We start from the raw sequence: 21,725 nt of genomic DNA, 5'->3' as shown, positions 1-21,725 counted from the left end.
CCGATGAGACGCGCCGAGGAGTCCCAGTTGAAGAGCCCCACCCACGATCAGATCGTTCTGCTCAGCCCGTTGACCGGGCCGATCGTCGCCCTGGCCGACGTGCCCGATCCGGTGTTCTCCGGCGGGATGTTCGGCGATGGCATCGGCATCGACCCGCTTGCGGGCCAACTCGTCGCGCCGTGTGCAGGCGTCGTGTCGCATCTCGCGCGCACCGGCCACGCGGTGACGATCACGACGCCGCAAGGCGCGGAAGTGCTGCTGCACATCGGCATCGACACCGTCGAGCTGAACGGGCAGGGTTTCATCGCGCACGTCGAAGCCGGCGCGCGCGTCGAAGCGGGCGCGCTGTTGATCGAGTTCGACCAGGACGCGGTGGCGCGCCACGCGCATTCGCTCGTGTCGGTGATCGCGATCGCGAATTCCGACGCGTTCGAGGTGGTCGATCGCGCGAGCGGTTTCGCGACCGCCGGCGAGACGCCGTTGCTCGCACTGCGCGGCAAGGGCGAAGCCGCCGCGCAGGCGGCGCAGGCCGGTGCGGCCGCGCACAACGAAGTGCGCCGCGAGATCGTGCTCGCGCAGCCGGGCGGCCTGCATGCGCGGCCGGCCGCCCGGGCGCGTGAAGCCGTGCGCGGGTTCGACGCGACCGTCGACGTGCTGTTCGACGGCCGCAAGGCGTCGATCGCGAGCGTCGTCGGCCTGCTCGGTCTCGGCGCCGGCGAAGGCGCGACGGTCGAACTGGTCGGCCGCGGCGCGCACGCGCAGCAGGCCGTCGATGCGGTCGAGCACGAGCTGCTGCGCGAAGCGCACGGCGAAGTGGAAGAAAAGCCGGCGCGGCTGCGCTCGCCCGCGCCGCAGATGGTTGCGCGCCACACCGGCGCGCCGCGCGATGGCGCGCCCATCGATCCGAACACGCTCGCGGGCGTGTGCGCGGCGCCCGGCATCGCGGTCGGCACGCTGGTGCGTCTCGACGATGCGGACATCGTGCCGCCCGAACAGGCGACCGGCACGCCCGCCACGGAAAGCCGCCAGCTCGACCAGGCGCTGAAGGCGGTCGATGCCGAACTCGACGAAACGGTGCGCAACGCATCGGCGCGCGGTGCGGTCGGCGAAGCGGGCATCTTCGCGGTGCATCGCGTGCTGCTGGAAGACCCCACGCTAGTCGACGCGGCGCGCGACCTGATCAGCCTCGGCAAGGGCGCGGGCTTCGCGTGGCGCGCGACGATCCGCACGCAGATCGACACGCTGTCGAAGCTCGACGATGCGCTGCTCGCCGAACGCGCGGCCGACCTGCGCGACATCGAGAAGCGCGTGCTGCGCGCGCTCGGCCATACGAGCGGCGCGACGCGTGCGCTGCCCGACGAAGCCGTGCTCGCGGCCGAGGAATTCACGCCGTCCGACTTGTCGTCGCTCGATCGCCAGCGCGTGACCGCGCTCGTGATGGCGCGCGGCGGCGCGACGTCGCATGCGGCGATCATCGCGCGGCAGCTCGGCATCCCGGCGCTGGTGGCGGTCGGTGATGCGCTGTACGCGATTCCGGACGGCACGCAGGTCGTCGTCGATGCGAGCGCGGGCCGGCTCGAACACGCGCCGACCGCACTCGACGTCGAGCGCGCGCGGCACGAGCGCCAGCGCCTGGACGGCGTGCGCGAGGCGAACCGGCAACAGGCCGGTGAGGCAGCCGCGACGGTCGACGGCCGCGCGATCGAGGTGGCCGCGAACATCGCGACGCTCGACGACGCAAACACCGCGGTCGACAACGGCGCGGACGCGGTCGGCCTGCTGCGCACCGAACTGATGTTCATCCATCGCCAGGCCGCGCCGACGGCGGTCGAACACCAGCAGAGCTACCAGTCGATCGTCGACGCGCTGCAGGGCCGCACGGCGATCATCCGCACGCTCGACGTCGGCGCGGACAAGGAAGTCGACTACCTGACGCTGCCGCCGGAACCGAATCCGGCGCTCGGCCTGCGCGGCATCCGTCTCGCGCAGGTGCGCCCCGATCTGCTCGACGATCAATTGCAGGGCCTGCTCGCGGTGAAGCCGTTCGGCGCGGTGCGCATCCTGCTGCCGATGGTGACCGACGCGGGCGAACTCGTGCGGCTCAGGAAGCGCATCGACGAATTCGCGCGCGCGCAGGGCCGCACCGAGTCGATCGAGGTCGGCGTGATGATCGAGGTGCCGTCGGCCGCGCTGCTGGCCGACCAGCTCGCGCAGCACGCGGATTTCCTGTCGATCGGCACCAACGACCTGACCCAGTACACGCTCGCGATGGACCGCTGCCAGGCCGATCTCGCCGCGCAGTCCGACGGCCTGCATCCGGCCGTGCTGCGCCTGATCGACATCGCGGTGCGCGGCGCCGCGAAGCACGGCAAGTGGGTCGGCGTATGCGGCGCGCTGGGCGGCGATCCGCTCGCGGTGCCGGTCCTGGTGGGCCTCGGCGTGACCGAACTGTCGGTCGACCCGGTGTCGGTGCCGGGCATCAAGGCGCGTGTGCGCCGTCTCGATTACCAGCTGTGTCGCCAGCGTGCGCAGGATCTGCTCGCACTCGACTCGGCACAGGCGGTAAGGGCAGCAAGCCGCGAGGTCTGGCCGCTCGACTGAGCGTCGACGGCAGGTTCGCGACTGGTTTCACGACGAAGGCAATTGGGTCAACGACGATTAACGACGATTAATGACGAGACAAGGATTGGAGGACTGAATGAACGGGAATCCGTTTCTGAAAATACAGGGCCTGGGCCGGGCGCTGATGCTGCCGATCGCGGTATTGCCGGTCGCCGGCATCCTGCTGCGGCTCGGCCAGCCGGACGTGTTCAACATCAAGATGATCGCCGACGCCGGCGGCGCGATCTTCGACAACCTGCCGCTGCTGTTCGCGATCGGCGTGGCGGTCGGCTTCGCGAAGGACAACAACGGCGTGGCGGCGCTCGCGGGCGCGATCGGTTACCTGATCGAAACCGCGATCATGAAGGACATCGATCCCAAGCTGAACATGGGCGTGCTGTCCGGGATCATCGCGGGGGTCGTCGCGGGCCTGCTGTACAACCGCTACAAGGACATCAAGCTGCCGGACTACCTCGCGTTCTTCGGCGGGAAACGGTTCGTGCCGATCATCACGGGGCTGGCCTGCGTGATATTGGGCATCGCGTTCGGCTACGTGTGGCAGCCGATCCAGCATGCGATCGACGCGGCCGGCCAGTGGCTGACGACGGCGGGCGCGATCGGTGCGTTCGTGTTCGGCTTCCTGAACCGCCTGCTGCTCGTCACCGGGCTGCACCACATCATCAACTCGCTCGCGTGGTTCGTGTTCGGCAACTTCACGCCGCCCGCCGGCGGCGAGATCGTGCACGGCGACCTGCACCGCTTCTTCGCGGGCGACCCGACCGCGGGCACCTTCATGGCCGGCTTCTTCCCGATCATGATGTTCGGCCTGCCGGCGGCGTGTCTCGCGATGCTGCACGAAGCGCCGAAGGAGCGCCGCGCGATGGTCGGCGGCCTGCTGCTGTCGATGGCGCTGACGTCGTTCCTGACCGGCGTGACCGAGCCGATCGAATTCAGCTTCATGTTCCTCGCGCCGGTGCTGTACGTGATCCATGCGGTGCTGACGGGACTGTCGCTCGCGATCTGCCAGATCCTCGGCGTGAAGCTCGGCTTCACGTTCTCGGCCGGCGCGATCGACTACGTGCTGAACTACGGGCTGTCGACGAAGGGCTGGTTCGCGATCCCGCTCGGTATCGCGTACGGCGCCGCGTACTACGGGCTGTTCCGCTTCTTCATCCGCAAGTTCAACATGGCCACGCCGGGCCGTGAGCCGGCATCGACCGATGCGGCTACGGAATCGTACGCATCGGGCGGCTTCGTCGCGCCGGGCGCGGGCGCGGCTGCAACGGCTGCCGCACCGCGTGCGCAACGCTACATCGCCGCGCTTGGCGGGGCGGCCAACCTGTCGGTCGTCGACGCGTGCACGACGCGCCTGCGCCTGACCGTCGTCGATCCGGAGCAGGTCTCGGAGCCGGAACTGAAGTCGATCGGCGCACGCGGCGTGCTCAAGCGCGGCGGCAACAGCGTGCAGGTGATCATCGGGCCCGAGGCCGACATCATCGCCGACGAGATGCGTGCCGCGATCGGCGGCGGCGCGACCGGTGCCGCATCGACCGCAACCGGCGCTGCCGCGCAGCCCGTCACGGGCGCGGCCGCCGGCCCGCTCGATCCGGAGCCGACGCGCTGGCTCGCGGTGTTCGGCGGGGCGACCAACGTCGCGTCGCTCGATGCGGTGGCCACCACGCGCCTGCGCGTGGTCGTGCGCGATCCGTCGGCGGTCGATCGCGAGCGTCTCGGCACGCTCGACGTCGCATGGGTGTCGCTCGACACGTTCCATATCGTCTGCGGCAACGCGGCGGCACGCTATGCCGAGCAGCTCGGCGCGCGCCTGCCGCCGTCGGGCGGCGGGGCGGCGGCACAACCGGCATGATGCGGTGAAGCCGGCCTGATCGATCCGCGCGGCGGATTCGGGCCGGCGGTCAAAGGAAAACGGCTTGCGACATACGCGTCGCAAGCCGTTTTCTTTGGGGCGGGCGATGCGCGATGCGTTTGCCCGCATCGCGCATTACCCGATGCCTTCAGCCGTTCACGGATTCGTCAGCGTGAAGGTCGGCTTCCGGTAGCCGACGCCGGCGCGGTCGAGCTTCGGCAATTCGCGTTGCGTGAGCAGCGTCGCGAAGCCGGCCCAGTCGCGCTGCAGCGCGGCGATGTCGACGTGGTGCGTGTCGCCGCGCTTGAAGCGCACGCCGGCCGCATACGGCAGCTCCCAGTCGGCCCGGTGCCACGCGCGCTCGGCGAGCGCGAGCAGCCGCGGGTAGGTCATGTATTCGAGGAAGGTGTCGTTGCGCATCACCTCGCCCCACGCCTGGCCCTGCATGCCTTCGATGCGCGGCCCGGGGCCCGTGCCCGTCACCTCGAACGGGTTGCCGTCGCGGTCGCCCATCACTTCGGCGTTCTGCGGCAGGTTCTCCGGCGCGAGCGAGAACACCTTGTATTCGTCGGTTGCGTGCGAGCCCCAGTAGTAGCCGCGCTCGCGCGGATTGAGCGTGTACGGGAAGTCGAAGTACAGGTAGTCGGGCAGCGCGAGCACCGTCAGGTAGCCCTTGCCGCTCAGGTCGCGCGCGCTGTCCGACGCGCCCCAGAAGATCGTGTCCCACAGCGACACCATCACGCGGCGCGTGCTGAAATCCTGCGGCCCGTTCGCATGCTTGATGCCGTCCTGCCACGCGGCCATCGTGCCGATTCCGTTCGCGTTGACCGCCGCGCTCACCTGTTTCGCGAAACGCGTCGGCAGCTCGTCGATCGACTTGATCTCGCCGCGCTGGAGCAGCGCCGTGCACGCGGGCGAACGCGCCCACGGCTTGTCCTGCGCGGCCAGATCGATGCGCCCCTTGTTCGGGTCGGTGCCGTTCAGCGGCTGGAAGCCGCCGCCGAGGAAGATGTTCTTCGCTTCGTCGCCGCCGTAGTGCCAGGTCTGCAGCGGCGCCTGCGCGTCCGCGTGCATCGCGGCGATCTCGCGGATCACCTTCGACGCGAAGTTGAGCGCGCCCGGCACGCACGGGTTCAGATCGCTGCGCCGGTCGTAGAACTGCACCGTCGTCAGGTTCGTCGTGTCCTGCGGGTCGAGCAGCCGATACGCGTTCGCTTCCTGCTCGCGGCCGGCCGCATGCAGCCGCCGGTAGCGCGCCTCCATCGTCACGACGGCCGCCCGTGCATGCGCGGGCATGTCGATCTCGGGGATCACCTGCACGAAGCGCGCGGCCGCGTAGCGCACGAGCGCCACGTAGTCGTCGCGCGTCAGGTAGCCGCCGCCCGAGCGGTTGTCGGGGCCGGAGCCGAGCTGCGGCAGCAGGCAGCGCGTCTCGCCCGGGTCGTGGCAGCGGCGTGAGCCGATCTCGGTCAGCTCGGGCAGGCCGGGAATCTCGATGCGCCAGCCTTCGTCGTCGGACAGATGCAGATGCAGGCGGTTGAGCTTGTACGCGCTCATCTGGTCGATCAGGCGGCGCAGCGTCGCCGGGTGCTTGAAGTTGCGCGCGAGGTCGACGTGCATGCCGCGATGCGGGAAGCGCGGCGCATCCTCGACGAGCATTGCCGGGATCGGGCCGCCGCCGGCCGGCGCGAGCGAGTAGAGCGTTTGCACGCCGTAGTACAGGCCCGCGCGATCGTAGCCTTCGATCAGCACGCCGCGCGGCCCGATCGCGAGCCGGTAGCCGCCCGGTGTCGCGAGATCGGCCGGCAGCCGGCGCGGCGCGACGAAGCCGCGAACCGGCACGCGCGCGCCGTCGAGCCCGAGGGTCGTCGCGCGCTCGCGCAGCGCCGCGACCTGCGCGTCCGGCAGGTCCGGCAGCGCGAGTTCGACGCCGCGCAGCTCGAGCGTGCCGGGCAGCGGCAGTTCGCGCTTCACGCTCGGCAGCGCGCGGCCCGGATCGGGCCGTGCGGCCACCGGCGGCGCGTTGCCGGTCGAGTTGTTCTGCGCGTCGGCCGGCAGCGATTCGACGTAGCGCAGTTCGTTGTCGGTGTCGTTGTAGCGCAGCACGGCCGGCGGCGCGCCGTCGACGACGACATACGGGCGCGGAATCACGTCGCTGTAGCGCAGCAGCCAGTATTCGGCGACGAACGGCAGCTCGATGCGCTCGCCGGGCGCGAGCCGCACCGAGCCCGGCTGCGGCGTCAGTTCGTACAGGTCGCCGGTGAGCCGCCGCAGCGCGAAGCCCGGACGGTCGATCCGCAGCAGGCGGCGGATGCTGTGCAGGTAGAGCTTCCAGCCGCCGTCGGCGATCGCCTGGTGGCCGCGGTTCTGCAGGATCAGGCGGCCCGTCGCACAGGCGGCGCCGTCGGCGCCGAGATCGGCGCACGGCACGCCGGCCGCGGCCGCGTGGTTGTTGTCGACGGCCACGCGCAACGCGAGGCCGTCCGACAGCAGCGCCGCGAGACCGGCCGCCTGGGCGGCGGCCGATTGCGCGGTGCCGGCGTTCGCGCCAGCGGCGGCCGACGCCGGTAGCGCCGAGATCGCAGCCGGCGACAGCACCGCGAGCAGCAGACCGGCAATGAGGGAGGGCAAGGTACGCTTCAATTCGAACTCCTGAGAAAAAGAGGGCGTGGCGGCGTCGTGACGCGACGTCGCTGCGATCGGGTCTTTCAGTGGAGCTGCGGGAGATACCAGCACGCGGGGCGATGCGGCTGCCCCGCGCGCATTCGGCACGCGGGAGCGTGCGTTACGGAACGGGAGGCGGGCATGCGTGCCGATCGGACCGGCGCGGCGGCGTGCGCGGAATCATCGGCGGCACGCGGCAATCGCCACGGCGGCGACGCGGCCGCAGCCGGCGGCATTCGTCCGGCCGCGCACGAGCGCGACGCCGGCGCGCGCCGTGGCACGCGGACGTCGACACGGCGCGCAGGCGCACGCCACACACGGGATTCGCATGTCTCCCCCACCCAGAAGGAATCGGCCTGTCAGCGGCCGTGTCCAACGATCTTATGAAACCTTTTATTGGTATTCAAGTGGTATCAATCTGGCGCTAAATTGGCATCGATGTCCGATGCGTGCCGGCGCGGCCGGGACGAAAAAAAACCTCGCGCGAAGCGAGGTTCTTTCCCTTTCGGACGGCGACGGCGCGCGATCGGCCGCGTGCGTGTCACGCGTCAGTGCGTCAGTCCCGGCGCGCCTGCACCGGCGCTTCCTGCGTCTTCTGCCGCGCTTCGAGCCACATCGCGTTGACGATGCCGAACGACAGCGCGACGCCGATACCGAGAATCCAGCTGAAATACCACATGATCCGACTCCTTGCGAAACGGTGGGCGAGGGCGCCTGCGCGCCCGGCCCGGTTCAATGCATCAATACATCGAGTGCTTGTTCTCTTCGAGCGACTGGTGCGTGACCTTGCCGCGCATCACGCGATACACCCAGCTCGTGTAGAGCAGGACGATCGGCAGGAACACGATCACCGCGAACAGCATCACCTGCAGCGTCATGTGGCTCGACGTCGAATCCCACACGGTCAGGCTGCTGCGCGGGTCGAGCGACGACGGCATGATGAACGGGAACATCGAGAAGCCCGCGGTCAGGATCACGCCGACGATCATCAGGCCGGTGCAGAAGAACGCCGTCTTCTCCTGCTTCGAGCCGGCGAGCAGCAGCGCGAGCACGCCGCCCGCGATCCCGACGACGGGCGCCGCGATCATCCACGGATATTCGCCGTAGTTCGCGAGCCACAGGCCCGAGCCGGCGGCGACGTCCTTGAGCAGCGGGTTCGCGACGGTGTCGGTCGGCGCGGCGTGGGTGATGTGGAAGCCGCCGATATACGACGCGACCAGCACGCCGGCCAGCACGAACAGCACGACCGCGAGGAACGACGCGGCGCGCAGCGCGATCGATGCACGGCGCGCGATCGCGCCGTCGGTCTTCATCTTGATGAATGCGGCGCCGTGCGCGACGAGCATCGTGAGGCTGACGAGCCCGCACAGCAGCGCGAACGGGTTCAAGAGCGCCCAGAAGCCGCCGTAGTAGGTCACGCGCAGGTCGCTGTCGAACTGGAACGGCACGCCCTGCAGCAGGTTGCCGAACGCGACGCCGAACACCAGCGCCGGCACGAAGCCGCCGACGAACAGGCCCCAGTCCCAGCCCGCGCGCCAGCGCGGGTCCGGCCGCTTGCTGCGGTAGTCGAAGCCCACCGGCCGGAAGAACAGCGCGAACAGCACGAGCAGCATCGCGAAGTAGAAGCCGGAGAACGACGCCGCGTAGACGAGCGGCCAGGCCGCGAACATCGCGCCGCCGGCCGTGATCAGCCACACCTGGTTGCCTTCCCACGTCGCGCCGACGGTGTTGACGATGATGCGGCGCTCCTCGTCGGTCTTGCCGAGGAACGGCAGCAGCGCGGTCGCGCCCATGTCGAAGCCGTCGGTGACGGCGAAGCCGATCAGCAGCACGCCGACGAGCAGCCACCAGATCAGCTTGAGAGTTGCATAGTCCATAGCGATTCCTTGTTCCGTTGCGAGGGCGTGCTCAGACTGCGGCCCGCTCGCCGGCAGCGGCGAGTTCGTGGTGATAGCGGCCGGTATGCAGCGACGACGGGCCGAGGCGCGCGTACTTGAACATCAGCTTGATCTCGATGACGAACAGCGCGGTGTAGAACAGGATGAAGCCGGCGAGACTCAGGTACAGGTCGCTCGGCTGCAGGCTCGACGCGGACAGGTGCGTCGGCAGCACGCCGGCGATCGTCCACGGCTGGCGGCCGAGCTCGGCGACGATCCAGCCGAATTCGATCGCGATCCACGGCAGCGGGATCGCCCACACCGCGTAGCGCAGGAACCAGCGGCGGTTGTCCTGCAGCAGTTCGCGGCGCGCGCAGAACCAGAACGCGGCAACGAACGTCGCGACGAACAGGAAGCCGAGGAACACCATGATCCGGAACGAGAAGAACACCGGTGCGACGGGCGGGATCGTCTTCTTCGCGGCGGCCTTGATCTGCTCGGGCGTCGCGTCGGTCACGTTCGGCGTGAACTGCTTGAGCATCAGCCCGTAGCCGAGATACTGCTTGTGCTGGTCGAACAGCGCGCGGGTCGCGTCGCTCGTGTCGCCCTGCTTGAGCTTCTGCAGCGCGCCGTACGCGATCATCCCGCTCTGGATGTGCTCCTCGCTGTGCTTCGCGAGATCGCGCAGGCCGATCACCGGTTCGTCGATCGAGCGCGTCGCGATCAGGCCGAGCGCGTACGGGATCTTGATCGCGTAGTCGGTGCGCTGTTCTGCCTGGTTCGGGATGCCGATCAGCGTGAACGACGCGGGCGCCGGCTGGGTTTCCCATTCGGATTCGATCGCGGCGAGCTTCATCTTCTGCACTTCGCCGGTCGTATAGCCCGATTCGTCGCCGAGCACGATCACGCACAGCGTGGCCGCGAGGCCGAAGCCGGCCGCGACCGCGAACGAGCGCAGCGCGAAGTCGACGTCGCGCTTCTTCAGCAGATACCACGACGACACGCCGAGCACGAACATCGCTGCCGACACGTAGCCGGCCGATACCGTGTGCACGAACTTCACCTGCGCGACCGGGTTGAACAGCACGTCGAACAGGCTCGTCATCTCCATGCGCATCGTCTGGTAGTTGAACTCGGCGCCGACCGGGTTGTTCATCCAGCCGTTCGCGACGAGGATCCACAGCGCGGACAGGTTCGAGCCCAGCGCGACGAGGAACGTGACCATCAGGTGCTTGACCTTCGACAGGCGGTTCCAGCCGAAGAAGAACAGGCCGACGAACGTCGATTCGAGGAAGAACGCCATCAGGCCTTCGACCGCGAGCGGCACGCCGAAGATGTCGCCGACGTAGTGCGAGTAGTACGACCAGTTCGTGCCGAACTGGAATTCGAGCGTGATGCCGGTCGTCACGCCCATCGCGAAGTTGATCCCGAACAGCTTGCCCCAGAACTGGGTCATGTCCTTGTAGACCTGCTTGCCGGTCATCACGTAGACCGCTTCCATGATGACGAGCAGCCAGGACAGGCCGAGCGTCAGCGGCACGAACAGGAAGTGGTAGAGCGCCGTGATGCCGAACTGCAGACGTGACAGATCGACGACTTCACTACTTATCATGGTGGTCTCCCTCGGTAGAGGCGGGCGCCGGCACCGAGAGCAGCCTCTCGGCGACGGCAGCAGGCGGCAGTGACATATGCTGGGCCTGCGGATGATTGAAGAATGCGTATTTGAGCGACATCAGGAGGATCAGCTTGACGATCAGCACCAGGGTGATGTCGCGGGCGAGGGTCGGTCCGCGTGCCCACGCGGCGATGCGCGCCCGCCAGCCGATCGTGCCGGCCGGCCGCGAGGGCGGCGCAGGCTCTTTTTTGATCGAGATCAAGGCGATTATCCTGAATCGATTGAGGTCGGATTGGGGGCGACTTTACGTCGGATATATGACGGCCGTGAAGCTGTTTTAATCCTTTTGCGCCTGACATGCCAATTTTAAAAGGACTGCTTTCCGATGCCGAGTGCTGCGCTGCGGCAGACCGTCGCGAAACAGGGGGCAAAAATTGAGGCAGATCAAGGTTATGCGGAAGGGCGCCGCAAATGGCGTAATACCCGATGAATCAGTTCAATTAATCGGTGCAGAAACGGCGCGTGAAACGCGCTGAAAAGCGGGTGAAAAGCAGTGGAAAAAACGGACGAAAAAAAACCGCTGCCGGTCGGGCAGCGGTTTTCGATGAAGCGCTCTGGAACGCCGGGGATTTACGCGTATTCGGCGAGGGCGGTGCGCATCTTTTTCATCGCGCTTGCTTCGATCTGGCGGATGCGTTCCGCCGACACGCCGAATTCGGCGGCGAGATCGTGCAGCGTCGAGCCGCCCGAGCCGTCGTCGTCGACGTGCAGCCAGCGCGCCTCGATGATGCGGCGGCTGCGCGCATCGAGCGCGTCGAGCGCCTGCGCGATGCCGTCCGTCTGCAGCATGTCGCGCTGGCGCGCGGCCAGCACGGCGGTCGGCTCGTTGTGCGAGTCGGCCAGGTAGGCGATCGGCGCGTACGACTCCTCGCCGTCTTCCACTTGGCCCTCGAGCGCGATGTCGCCGCCCGACAGGCGCGTTTCCATCTCGGTCACTTCTTCGCGCTTGACGTTGAGCGCCTGCGCGAGGCCGTCGATTTCCTCGGGCGTCATCGCCTGCATGCTCTTCTTGTGGCTGCGCAGGTTGAAGAACAGCTTGCGCTGCGCCTTCGTCGTCGCGACCTTCACCATGCGCCAGTTGCGCAGGATGTACTCGTGGATCTCGGCCTTGATCCAGTGAATCGCATACGACACCAGGCGCACGTTTTGCGCCGGGTCGAACCGCTTCACGGCTTTCATCAGACCGATGTTGCCTTCCTGGATCAGGTCGCCGTGCGGCAGGCCGTAGCCGAGATAGTTGCGCGCGATCGACACGACGAGACGCAGGTGCGACAGCACGAGGCGGCGCGCCGAGTCGAGGTCGTTGTTTTCGCGGAATTCGGTTGCGTACCGGCGTTCCTCTTCGGCGGTCAGCAGCGGAATGCGATTGACGGCCTGGATGTACGCGTCGATGTTGCCGAGCTGGCCGGGCAACATCGATTGGGCTGCGAGCGCCAGCGAGCCTGCCGATTCGGCCTTGGCCGGCGTCGGGCTCAGGGTGTTCGGGAGGGTCAGGGCGTTGCTCACTAAAAACTCCTTTGGAATCAGGGACAAACCCCGGTCTCGGATGAGATTCCGTGGGCCATCTTAGCACTCCCGCAAGACGAGTGCTAATTCCTTAGAGCGGGCGGGGGCATCCGAGTTCCCCATTTTTCTATCGAATCAGTCGAGCCGATAGTCTATTCTGCGACACGGGCCGCGCCATGAAGTTCCGTAAGCCGTTGTTTCAGATGGGAATCGGTAGACGATTTCGATTTTTGTCGTTTTGGAAGCAAACAATTTCGCTTCGTGATGCCGATCCGAAAAGTCCTTTACCATACCATTCAGTTCGCTCGGGCCCGGCCGTTGCGGCAGGCTCCATTCAACCCACAAAGTTGGAGTGTCAGATGAACAATAAGAAGAATCGTCGGCCTCGCAGCCGGCTGGTGCTGCATGCGATGCTGGCAGCGTCTCTTCTGGGCGGATCGGGTGCGGCTTTCGCGGATCGATGGGGGATCCAGGCGGGCGGCGGGTTTTCCGACCGTCACGGGATCGACAAGGCCGATCTCGGCGTGGTTTGGGATCCCGGCTGGAACTGGTGGGAAATCGGCGGCTGGCACTTCGCGTTCGTACTGGAAGGCCACGTCGGCTACTGGCACACGGGCGGCAACGTGCATGGCAACATCGGCGAGATCGGCGCGACGCCGATGTTCCGTTTCATCAAGAGCGCGGGCCAGGTTCGGCCGTTCATCGAGGCCGGCGCCGGCATCCGGTTCCTGACGCACCCGACGATCTCCAACGACCTGTCGCTGTCGACGTCATTCCAGTTCGCGGACGTCGTCGGTGTCGGCGCGCAGTTCGGACAACGGCAACAATATCAGGTCGGTTACCGTTTTCAACATGTGTCTAACGCGGGTATCAAAGAGCCGAATCCTGGTATAAATTTCCACCAGTTCTACGTGCAGTACAACTTCTGATCCGCACGCCCGCGCACGGCGGGCGCGTTGCCGAGGAGTCAGGCGATGGCGAAGGTGGTCGATGCGATTCGCGCGCTCGAGCGCGATCGGTTCCGGGCGATGGTGGACGGGGACGGCGAGGCGCTCGACGCGCAATTGTCGGACAAGGTGTTCTTCGTGCACACCAACGGCAAACGCGAAACCAAGCAGCAGTTCATCGATGCCATCGTCGCCGGCCGCCGCCGCTATCGCCAGATCGAAATCCAGTCGCAGGACCTGCTGCCCGTCGGCGACGCAACCTGCGTCGTCACCGGGCGCGCGCTGGTCGAGATGGAAACGAACAACGGCGGGCTGGTGTTTCCGATCGCCTATACCGCCGTCCACACCCACGAGCAGGGCCAGTGGCGCCTGCTTGCGTGGCAGGCGACGCGGTGCGCGACCGAGACATGAGCGCGCGTGGCGCTCCTTTTCATGTCCCGATTCGAGCGGCCTTCTGGGCCGCTTTTTACTGGCCCGTGCGGCGCGGATCGCGCGGCGCACGGGCGGTCACGCCCCGCTCGCTGACGTTCAAACCGTGAATCGAAACCTGCCGCTCAGGCCGCCGCGCGGCGGTCGGCGCAGTGCCAGGCCGAGCGGTTGATCGCGCTGACGACCGCGTCGAGCGCCGCGCTCGCCGCATCGGCGTGCAGCCCGACGCCATGCCGCAGCGGCGCGTCGCCGACCCGGCAGCCGACCGATACCGCGATCCGGCCGTCCGCGGCGCGCGTGTGTTCGCACGACGCGACGTCGATCGCGGCGCCGGCGGCTGCCGCAAATGCCGCGGCGAAATGTCGCACGGCGTCGTCGGGCGTCGCGTCGGCGGCGCTCGCCGCCGCGATCTCGCGGTTTTGCCAGCGCGCGCCGCTGCCGTGGCGTGCGGCCGGGCCGTCGGTCTCGAAGAATTCGCGCGCGAACAGCGCGCAGATCGCGTCGCCCGTCACTTCCTCGCCCGATGCGTCGGCGAGCGTCTGCACCGCATGGCTGAACTCGATCTGTACGCGGCGCGTCGGCGTGAAGCCCATCCCGCGTTCGAGCAGGAACGTCGCGCCGCCCTTGCCGGACTGGCTGTTCACGCGGATCACCGCGTCATAGCTGCGGCCGAGGTCGGCCGGGTCGATCGGCAGGTACGGCACCTCCCACACCGCGTCGGGGCGCTGCTGCGCGAAGCCCTTGCGGATCGCGTCCTGGTGCGAGCCCGAGAATGCGGTGAACACGAGGTCGCCCGCGTACGGGTGGCGCGGATGCACGGGAATCTGGTTGCAGCGCTCGACGACGCGGCGCACGGCGTCGATGTCGGAGAAATCGAGGCCCGGGTCGATACCTTGCGTGTAGAGGTTCAACGCGAGCGTGACGAGATCGACGTTGCCGGTGCGCTCGCCGTTGCCGAACAGGCAGCCCTCGATGCGGTCGGCGCCCGCGAGCAGCGCGAGTTCGGCCGCCGCGACCGCGGTGCCGCGATCGTTGTGCGGATGCACGGACAGCACGATGCTGTCGCGATACGCGAGGTTGCGGTCCATCCATTCGATCTGGTCGGCGAACACGTTCGGGGTCGCGGCTTCGACGGTGGCCGGCAGGTTGACGATCATCTTGTGGTCGCGGGTCGGGCGCCACGTCTGCGCGACCGCGTCGCAGATCTCGCGCGCGAACGTCAGCTCGGTCATGCTGAAGGTTTCCGGCGAGTACTGGAAGGTCCAGTGCGTATCGGGGCGCGCGGCCGCGTGTTCCTTGATGATGCGCGTGCCGTCGATCGCGAGCGCCTTCACGTCGTTCTTCGACATGCCGAACACGATGCGGCGGAACGACGGGCAGACCGCGTTGTACAGGTGCACGATCGCGCGCGGCACGCCTTCGAGTGCATCGAACGTGCGGGCGATCAGGTCTTCGCGCGACTGCACGAGCACCTCGATCGTCACGTCGTCGGGAATCCGCTTGTCGTCGATCAGCTTGCGGACGAAATCGAAGTCGGTTTGCGACGCCGACGGAAAACCGACTTCGATCTCCTTGAACCCGATGGCGACCAGCATTTCGAAGAACTCGAGCTTCTGCTCGATGCTCATCGGCTCGATCAGCGACTGGTTGCCGTCGCGCAGGTCGGTGCTCATCCACACGGGCGCACGCTCGATGGTGCGGGCCGGCCAGCGGCGGCCATTGAGGCGGACGGGCTCGAACGGACGGTACTTGTCTTGCGGATTGCGCATCATCTTCTGGACCTCGGGTCTCAAGTCGCGAGCGAAGACGGGCGGCATGGGCGCCGGTTGGCGCTGCCTCGCATCCGGCGCGCGATGGCGCCGCGGATGCGGATGATCTTCGCGAATCGGCCGACGGATGGACGGACGAATGCTGACGACTTCGGGTTGTAAAAACTGCGAGAGGGGTACGGCGAGGAACTGCTGGGAGGACCGTGCGGACAGCACACGGCGCTACGACAGCCTTAGGCTAGTCGTAGCGATAGCGGCCGCGCTAGGCGGCCGGAGGTAATTCGGAGGGGGTTCGGAAAGGAACGCATGACGGCCACTCTATGCCAGGATGCGCTCGCGTGTCAAATGTCGGGATAAAGGGGCGGGTCGCCGCGGCGCCCTCAGCGCGCGACGCGGGCGATCCGCACGATCGTCTCGACCTGGCGCGCCACCGTGTCGGGCGCCGGCACCTCGCCGCGCAGCACGGCGTCCGTCCACGCGGCCGTGGTCGCCGCATCGCGCGACTCGGGCAGCGCGACGGGCGGCGCGTCGGTCGACGAACGCTCGGCGTCGATCAGCGTGTCGCACACGCCGTCGTGCAGCCAGTCGACCTGCACCTGGCGTCGCGTGTCGGCCACCGCTTCGCCTTCGGTGCCGCGCGCGAGCAGCGCGCCGCCCAGCGCGGCGTCCGGGTGGTCGCGGAACAGTTGCGCGAGGCTGTCGCGGTACGGCGGGTGCGTGTAGTTGACGAGCCGAAGCCCGGCCGGCGCGAACGGCTGCAGGATCTTCACGAGCGTATGCGTCGAATTGCGCACGCCGAGCACGCGGCGCATCGACAGCAGGTGCGCGATGCGCGGCGCCAGCACGTCGATCGGTGCGAACGCGACGCGGCGCTCGGCGAGCGTGTCCTCGATCGCATCGTGCGACGTCGACGGCGCGAGCGACAGCGCCGAGAAGATCTCGGCGCTCGTCACGCGGCCCGGATCGCGTTCCACCCCATGCACCAGCACCGGCACGCCTTCACGTGCGAGCAGCAGCGCGAGCAGCGGCACGAGGTTCGGCTGCTTGCGCGCGCCGTTGTAGCTCGGGATCGACACCGGGCGGAACGCGGCGTCCTGCACGTGCACGGGCTCGAACGACGCCTGCGCGGCGGCGAGCATCGCGGCCAGTTCGTCGGCGGATTCGCCTTTCAGCCGATAGGCGATCAGGATCGCACCGAGTTCGACGTCCGACACGCGCGCATCGAGCATCGCGCGATAGAGCTCGAACGTGTCCTCGGCGGACAGGGCGCGTGCGCCGTTCGGGCCGCGGCCGATTTCCTTGATGAAGCGGGCGCAAGGGAACGGAGCGGCGGCGGGATCGTGGGAGGCGGTCATCGGAACGTGGGGCGGGCGGCCGGCATCGGGCCGCGCGGTGAGCGGTGAGGAATGCCCGAGTATCGCATGGGCGCGGCCGCGCATCGCGCCGCGCTACACTCTGGTTCCCGGCGGCGCGCGCACCGGCTGCGCCGCGCCCGTGCCTCCGCCGCCGGCCGAATACGACCAAAAGAGAGACATCCCATGAAGCTCTACAGCTATTTCCGCAGTTCCGCGTCGTACCGCGTGCGGATCGCCCTGAACCTGAAGCAGCTGCCGTTCGACTATGCGCCCGTGCACATGCTGCGCGACGGCGGCGAGCAACTGAAGGACGCGTACCGCGCGCTGAATCCGGATGCGGTCGTGCCGACGCTGGTCGATGGCGACGCGACGCTGCAGCAGTCGCTCGCGATCATCGAATATCTCGACGAAACTCATCCCGAGCCCGCGCTGCTGCCGAAGCAGCCGGTCGATCGCGCGTACGTGCGCGCGGTTGCGCTGCAGATCGCATGCGAAATCCACCCGCTCAACAACCTGCGCGTGCTGAAGTACCTGAAGCACACGCTGAAGGTGCCCGAGGAGGCAAAGAACGCGTGGTACCGGCACTGGATCGAGGCGGGCTTCGAGACGCTCGAGACGCGTCTCGCGAACGATCCGCGCACCGGCAAGCTGTGCTTCGGCGACACGCCGACGCTCGCCGACGTGTGCCTCGTGCCGCAGGTGTTCAACGCGAACCGTTTCTCGATCGACACGACGCGTTTCCCGACGATCCAGCGGATCGTCGACCATGCGGCGACGATCGATGCGTTCAAGGCCGCCGAGCCGGGCGTGCAGCCCGACGCGGAATGAGCGCAGAATGAGCGCGCCGGGCCCGTGGCGGGCATGATCGGGCGCGCATGAAAAATGGCGCCCGAAGGCGCCCTGTGCGACGCGAGCCGGCGGCGTTCAGCCGAGCAGCGCGTCCGCGAATTCCACCGCGCTGAACGGCTGCAGGTCCTCGACCTTCTCGCCGACGCCGATGAAGTAGACGGGCACCGGCCGTTGCCGCGCGATCGCGGCGAGAATCCCGCCCTTCGCGGTGCCGTCGAGCTTCGTGACGATCAGGCCGGTGAGGCCGAGCGCGTCGTCGAATGCCTTCACCTGCGTGAGCGCGTTCTGGCCGGTGTTCGCGTCGATCACCAGCAGCACTTCGTGCGGCGCGCCGTCGTGCGCCTTCGCGATCACGCGCTTCACCTTCTTCAGCTCTTCCATCAGGTGCAGCTGCGTCGGCAGGCGGCCGGCCGTGTCGGCCATCATCACGTCGATCTTGCGCGCGCGCGCGGCGCTGACCGCGTCGAAGATCACCGCGGCCGCATCGCCGCTTTCCTGCTGGACGACCGTCACGTTGTTGCGCTCGCCCCAGACCGCCAGCTGTTCGCGCGCGGCCGCGCGGAACGTGTCGCCGGCGGCCAGCAGCACCGACTGGTCGAAGCTCTGCAAATGCTTCGCGAGCTTGCCGATGCTGGTCGTCTTGCCCGCGCCGTTCACGCCGGTGATCATCATCACGAGCGGCTGCGCACGGCCGAGCATCAGCGATTTCTCGAGCGGCGTCAGCAGCTCGACGAGCAGGTCGTGCAGCGCATCCTTCACCTGCTGCGGATCGGTCAGCCGGCCCGCGCGCACCTTCTCGCGCAGCGCGCCGAGCAGGTACTCGGTCGCGTCGACGCCGGCGTCGGACATCAGCAGCGCGGCTTCGAGCTCTTCATACAAATCCTCGTCGATCTTCGTGTTGACGAAGACGCCGGTGATGTTCGAGCCCGTCTTCGCGAGCCCCGTTTTCAGGCGCGCGAGCCACGACTTCTTCGCGGACGCGTCCTGCAGCGGCGGCGGGACGATCTCGACCGTCTCGACGACTTCGTCGCGGCCGTCGTTGGTCGGCGTGACCGTCATCACGACGGCCGGCGCGGCCGGCTGCGCGCTCGCCTGCGGCACGTCGGCCGCGGGCGGCGCGTCGAGCGCGGGCGCGTCGGCGTCGGACGCTTCGTCCGCTTGCTGCGCGTCGGCCGATTGCGATTCCGCCGGATCGGGCTCCTGCGTTTTCTTGAATCGTTTGAAGAAACTGAACATGGTCTGGCGTCGGGAAGAGGGCGGGCCGCCGCCGAGGGCGGGGCGCCGGACGGGCCGTTCTGCGTTCGCGCGGGCGCGGCGCTCGGCGGCCGAAACCGTGCATTTTATCAGTGCGGCGTGGCGCTCGCGTCAGTGCGCGTCGCCGCTGTGGTAACGTGCGCCTGTTTGGCGGCGCCCCCTGCGCGCGCCCGGTCCCACCGTTGTCGATATCCCGTATGTCCCGTTCCTCTTCCGGCCGCCCGGCGGCCCCCCCTGGCCGCGGCAAGCCGCACACGATCCGCATCATCGGCGGCGACTGGAAACGCACGCCGCTCGCGGTGCTCGATCTCGACGGCCTGCGCCCGACCCCCGATCGCGTACGCGAGACGCTGTTCAACTGGCTTGGCCAGGATCTCGAAGGTTGGCGCTGCCTCGACCTGTTCGCGGGCACCGGCGCGCTCGGCTTCGAGGCCGCGTCGCGCGGCGCGGCGAGCGTCGTGATGGTCGAGCGCCATCCGCGCGCCGCACAGCAGCTGCGTGCGATCAAGGACAAGCTCGGCGCCCGTTCGGTCGAGATCGCCGAAGCCGATGCGCTGCGGCTCGCGGCCGGGCTCACGCCGGGCGCGTTCGACGTCGTGTTCCTCGATCCGCCGTTCGACGACCTGGCCGCGCTCGAGCGCGCGATCGCGCTGTCGGCGCCGCTCGTCGCGGCGGGCGGCGCGCTGTACGTCGAAACGGGGGCGGAACTCGATCCGGCCGCGCACGACGCGCTCGCGGGCTGGCAGGTGGTGAAGCACGGCAAGGCCGGTGCGGTTCACTATCATTTGCTGCGGCGCGAAAATGATGAATAATGCGCGTTCCATACGAGGCGGCGCGCCGCAAAGGCGACGCATGCCCATCTCGGCAGCGGCGCGTGCATCGCACGGCTGCCATCCCGTTTGCGTGATGACAGGAGGAGCGACATGGTAGTCGCCGTGTATCCCGGTACGTTCGATCCGCTGACGCGCGGGCACGAAGACCTCGTGCGGCGTGCGTCGAGCATTTTTGATACGCTGGTGGTGGGCGTTGCCGACAGCCGCGCGAAGAAGCCGTTTTTCTCGCTCGAAGAACGTCTGACGATTGCGAACGAGGTGCTCGGTCATTATCCGAACGTGAAGGTGATGAGTTTCACCGGCCTCCTGAAGGACTTCGTCCGCACCAACAACGCGCGCGTGATCGTGCGCGGGCTGCGCGCCGTGTCCGATTTCGAATACGAGTTCCAGATGGCGGGGATGAACCGCTATCTGCTGCCCGACGTCGAGACGATGTTCATGACGCCGTCCGACCAGTACCAGTTCATCTCGGGGACGATCGTGCGCGAAATCGCGCAGTTGGGCGGCGATGTCAGCAAATTCGTGTTCCCGTCCGTCGAGAAGTGGCTGACCGAGAAAGTCGCCGCGATCGGAGGCCCAGCCGCGTGACGCGGCGCCGGCCGGTTTCGTTGCGAAGCCGGCCGCCGGCCTGAAGAAGTGAGATCAGTATGGCTTTGATGATTACCGACGAGTGCATCAATTGCGACGTGTGCGAGCCCGAGTGCCCGAACGGTGCGATTTCGATGGGCCCGGACATCTACGTGATCGACCCGAACAAGTGCACCGAGTGCGTCGGCCATTTCGACGAACCGCAGTGCCAGCAGGTGTGTCCGGTCGAATGCATTCCGCGCGATCCGCAGCATGACGAATCGCACGCGCAATTGATGGAGAAGTACCATGCGTTGATCGCCGTGAAAGGCGACGACGCATCGTGATCCTGCGCTGACGCGCGCGCATTGACCCGCGCGCGCGTCAGGCTTTCAGATCGGCGCCGCCCGGCGCCGGTTGTTCCGTGTCAGGCCAGCAGCTCGCGCAACGCCGCGACGAGCGCATCGCATTCGGCATCGGTGCCGACGGTGATGCGCAGATGCTGGTCGATCCGCGGCAGCCGGAAGTGCCGCACGAAAATTTCCCGTTCCTTCAGCTTCGCCGCGATCGTGCCCGCATCATGCGCGGGATGGCGCGCGAACACGAAATTCGCGGCCGACGGCACGATCTCGAAGCCGAGTGCGTCGAGCGCATGCGTGAGCCGCGCCCGGCTGTCGATCACGCGCCGGCAGGTGGCGTTGAAATAATCGGTGTCCTCGTACGCGGCCTGCGCGGCGACCTGCGCGAGCCGGTCGAGCGGATACGAGTTGAAGCTGTCCTTCACGCGGTTCAGCGCGTCGATCAGCGCCGCATCGCCGAACGCGAAGCCGACGCGCATGCCCGCGAGCGAGCGCGCCTTCGACGTCGTATGCACGACGAGCAGGTTCGGATGACGGTCGATCAGCGTGATGGCCGACTGCGCGCCGAAATCGACGTACGCTTCGTCGATCACGACGACCGACGACGGATTCGCGGCCGCGATCCGCTCGACGTCCGCGAGCGGCAGCGCGCGCCCGGTCGGCGCATTCGGGTTCGGAAACAGGACGCCGCCGGCGTCGTCGAGATAGTCGTCGACGCGGATCGAGAAATCGTCCGCGAGCGGCACGACCGTGGTCTCGACGCCGTACAGGCGCGCGTAGGTCGGATAGAAGCTGTACGTGATGTCGGGAAAGCGTAGCGGCCGGTCGTGCTTGAGCAGCGCCTGGAACGCGTGCGCGAGCACCTCGTCGGAGCCGTTGCCGACGAACACCTGCTCGGGCTGGATGCGGTGATGGGCCGCGACCGCCTCGCGCAGCGCGCGCGCGACCGGGTCCGGATAGCGGCGCAGCGTGTCGCCGGTGTCGCCGAGTTCGCGTGCGATCGCCGCGACGACGCGCGGCGATGGCGGATAGGGATTCTCGTTGGTGTTCAGCTTGACGGGGTGTGCGAGCGCGGGCTGTTCGCCTGGCACGTAAGGCACGAGTTGCTGAACGACGTCGCTCCAGTAACGGCTCACCGCGTGACTCCTGTCGGGCAAAACGTCGAGATTACCG

General features: G+C 67.8%; 18 protein-coding genes. 8 read left to right on the top strand and 10 right to left on the bottom strand.

The window, feature by feature from the left end:
- Positions 1-3: 3 nt before the first annotated feature.
- Positions 4-2,601, top strand: coding sequence for a phosphoenolpyruvate--protein phosphotransferase (gene ptsP / locus HWW87_RS25000; protein ID WP_175822553.1), 2,598 nt, complete (start codon positions 4-6; stop codon positions 2,599-2,601).
- A gap of 97 nt (positions 2,602-2,698) precedes the next feature.
- Positions 2,699-4,468: an N-acetylglucosamine-specific PTS transporter subunit IIBC gene (gene nagE, locus HWW87_RS24995; protein ID WP_175822552.1), complete on the top strand. Its 1,770-nt coding sequence runs from the start codon at positions 2,699-2,701 to the stop codon at positions 4,466-4,468.
- A gap of 156 nt (positions 4,469-4,624) precedes the next feature.
- On the opposite strand, the gene HWW87_RS24990 is transcribed toward nagE, so the two are convergent.
- The 6 genes from HWW87_RS24990 to rpoH all read right to left on the bottom strand — a co-directional run bounded on the left by HWW87_RS24990 (position 4,625) and on the right by rpoH (position 12,190).
- Entirely contained in the window at positions 4,625-7,111 is a 2,487-nt protein-coding gene (locus HWW87_RS24990) for a family 20 glycosylhydrolase (RefSeq protein WP_175822551.1), read from the bottom strand.
- Between the two features lie 577 nt (positions 7,112-7,688).
- A complete protein-coding gene (gene cydX, locus HWW87_RS24985) occupies positions 7,689-7,811 on the bottom strand; it encodes a cytochrome bd-I oxidase subunit CydX (RefSeq protein WP_175822550.1) in 123 nt (40 codons plus the stop codon).
- A 61-nt stretch (positions 7,812-7,872) separates the two neighbouring features.
- On the bottom strand, positions 7,873-9,009 hold the full coding sequence (cydB, locus tag HWW87_RS24980; RefSeq protein ID WP_175822549.1) for a cytochrome d ubiquinol oxidase subunit II: 1,137 nt from the start codon (positions 9,007-9,009) through the stop codon (positions 7,873-7,875).
- 31 nt (positions 9,010-9,040) lie between these two features.
- On the bottom strand, positions 9,041-10,621 hold the full coding sequence (locus HWW87_RS24975; protein ID WP_175822548.1) for a cytochrome ubiquinol oxidase subunit I: 1,581 nt from the start codon (positions 10,619-10,621) through the stop codon (positions 9,041-9,043).
- A complete protein-coding gene (gene cydP / locus HWW87_RS24970; protein WP_175822547.1) occupies positions 10,611-10,886 on the bottom strand; it encodes a cytochrome oxidase putative small subunit CydP in 276 nt (91 codons plus the stop codon). Before cydP ends, HWW87_RS24975 begins: the two co-directional genes overlap by 11 nt.
- A gap of 368 nt (positions 10,887-11,254) precedes the next feature.
- The gene (rpoH, locus tag HWW87_RS24965; RefSeq protein ID WP_174389036.1) at positions 11,255-12,190 is read right to left on the bottom strand and encodes an RNA polymerase sigma factor RpoH; all 936 of its coding nucleotides are present in this window, start codon (positions 12,188-12,190) and stop codon (positions 11,255-11,257) included.
- Between the two features lie 359 nt (positions 12,191-12,549).
- Here rpoH and HWW87_RS24960 point away from each other — a divergent pair, with 359 nt between their 5' ends.
- Positions 12,550-13,119, top strand: a complete 570-nt coding sequence (locus tag HWW87_RS24960; protein WP_175822605.1) for an acyloxyacyl hydrolase — start codon at positions 12,550-12,552, stop codon at positions 13,117-13,119.
- 45 nt (positions 13,120-13,164) lie between these two features.
- Complete coding sequence (locus HWW87_RS24955; RefSeq protein WP_175822546.1) at positions 13,165-13,548, top strand: nuclear transport factor 2 family protein; 384 nt, start codon at positions 13,165-13,167, stop codon at positions 13,546-13,548.
- Positions 13,549-13,691: 143 nt separating this feature from the next.
- Here HWW87_RS24955 and leuA read toward each other — a convergent pair whose 3' ends face one another.
- Both leuA and ybiB read right to left on the bottom strand, forming a co-directional pair.
- Positions 13,692-15,338 (bottom strand): 2-isopropylmalate synthase, encoded by a 1,647-nt coding sequence (gene leuA, locus HWW87_RS24950; protein ID WP_175822545.1) that lies wholly within the window; start codon positions 15,336-15,338, stop codon positions 13,692-13,694.
- 377 nt (positions 15,339-15,715) lie between these two features.
- Positions 15,716-16,690, bottom strand: coding sequence for a DNA-binding protein YbiB (ybiB, locus tag HWW87_RS24945; protein ID WP_174389001.1), 975 nt, complete (start codon positions 16,688-16,690; stop codon positions 15,716-15,718).
- 183 nt (positions 16,691-16,873) lie between these two features.
- Here ybiB and maiA point away from each other — a divergent pair, with 183 nt between their 5' ends.
- Positions 16,874-17,518: a maleylacetoacetate isomerase gene (maiA, locus tag HWW87_RS24940; protein ID WP_175822544.1), complete on the top strand. Its 645-nt coding sequence runs from the start codon at positions 16,874-16,876 to the stop codon at positions 17,516-17,518.
- A 96-nt stretch (positions 17,519-17,614) separates the two neighbouring features.
- Here maiA and ftsY read toward each other — a convergent pair whose 3' ends face one another.
- Entirely contained in the window at positions 17,615-18,775 is a 1,161-nt protein-coding gene (gene ftsY, locus HWW87_RS24935) for a signal recognition particle-docking protein FtsY (RefSeq protein ID WP_175822543.1), read from the bottom strand.
- 215 nt (positions 18,776-18,990) lie between these two features.
- Here ftsY and rsmD point away from each other — a divergent pair, with 215 nt between their 5' ends.
- From rsmD to HWW87_RS24920, 3 genes are all read left to right on the top strand, one after another.
- Positions 18,991-19,605, top strand: a complete 615-nt coding sequence (gene rsmD, locus HWW87_RS24930; protein WP_175822542.1) for a 16S rRNA (guanine(966)-N(2))-methyltransferase RsmD — start codon at positions 18,991-18,993, stop codon at positions 19,603-19,605.
- A 111-nt stretch (positions 19,606-19,716) separates the two neighbouring features.
- Positions 19,717-20,214: a pantetheine-phosphate adenylyltransferase gene (gene coaD, locus HWW87_RS24925; RefSeq protein WP_039346084.1), complete on the top strand. Its 498-nt coding sequence runs from the start codon at positions 19,717-19,719 to the stop codon at positions 20,212-20,214.
- Between the two features lie 59 nt (positions 20,215-20,273).
- Complete coding sequence (locus tag HWW87_RS24920; RefSeq protein WP_006477774.1) at positions 20,274-20,540, top strand: YfhL family 4Fe-4S dicluster ferredoxin; 267 nt, start codon at positions 20,274-20,276, stop codon at positions 20,538-20,540.
- A gap of 80 nt (positions 20,541-20,620) precedes the next feature.
- Here the strand turns inward: HWW87_RS24920 and hisC are convergent, their stop codons facing one another.
- Complete coding sequence (gene hisC, locus HWW87_RS24915) at positions 20,621-21,688, bottom strand: histidinol-phosphate transaminase (RefSeq protein WP_175822541.1); 1,068 nt, start codon at positions 21,686-21,688, stop codon at positions 20,621-20,623.
- Positions 21,689-21,725: the final 37 nt, after the last annotated feature.

Origin of the sequence: Burkholderia sp. BCC0419, from assembly GCF_902830285.1 — a bacterium.
In the GTDB taxonomy this organism is placed as follows: domain Bacteria; phylum Pseudomonadota; class Gammaproteobacteria; order Burkholderiales; family Burkholderiaceae; genus Burkholderia.
The sequence above is the reverse complement of the archived record's forward strand: the minus strand, read 5'-3'. Positions and strand labels throughout refer to the sequence as shown.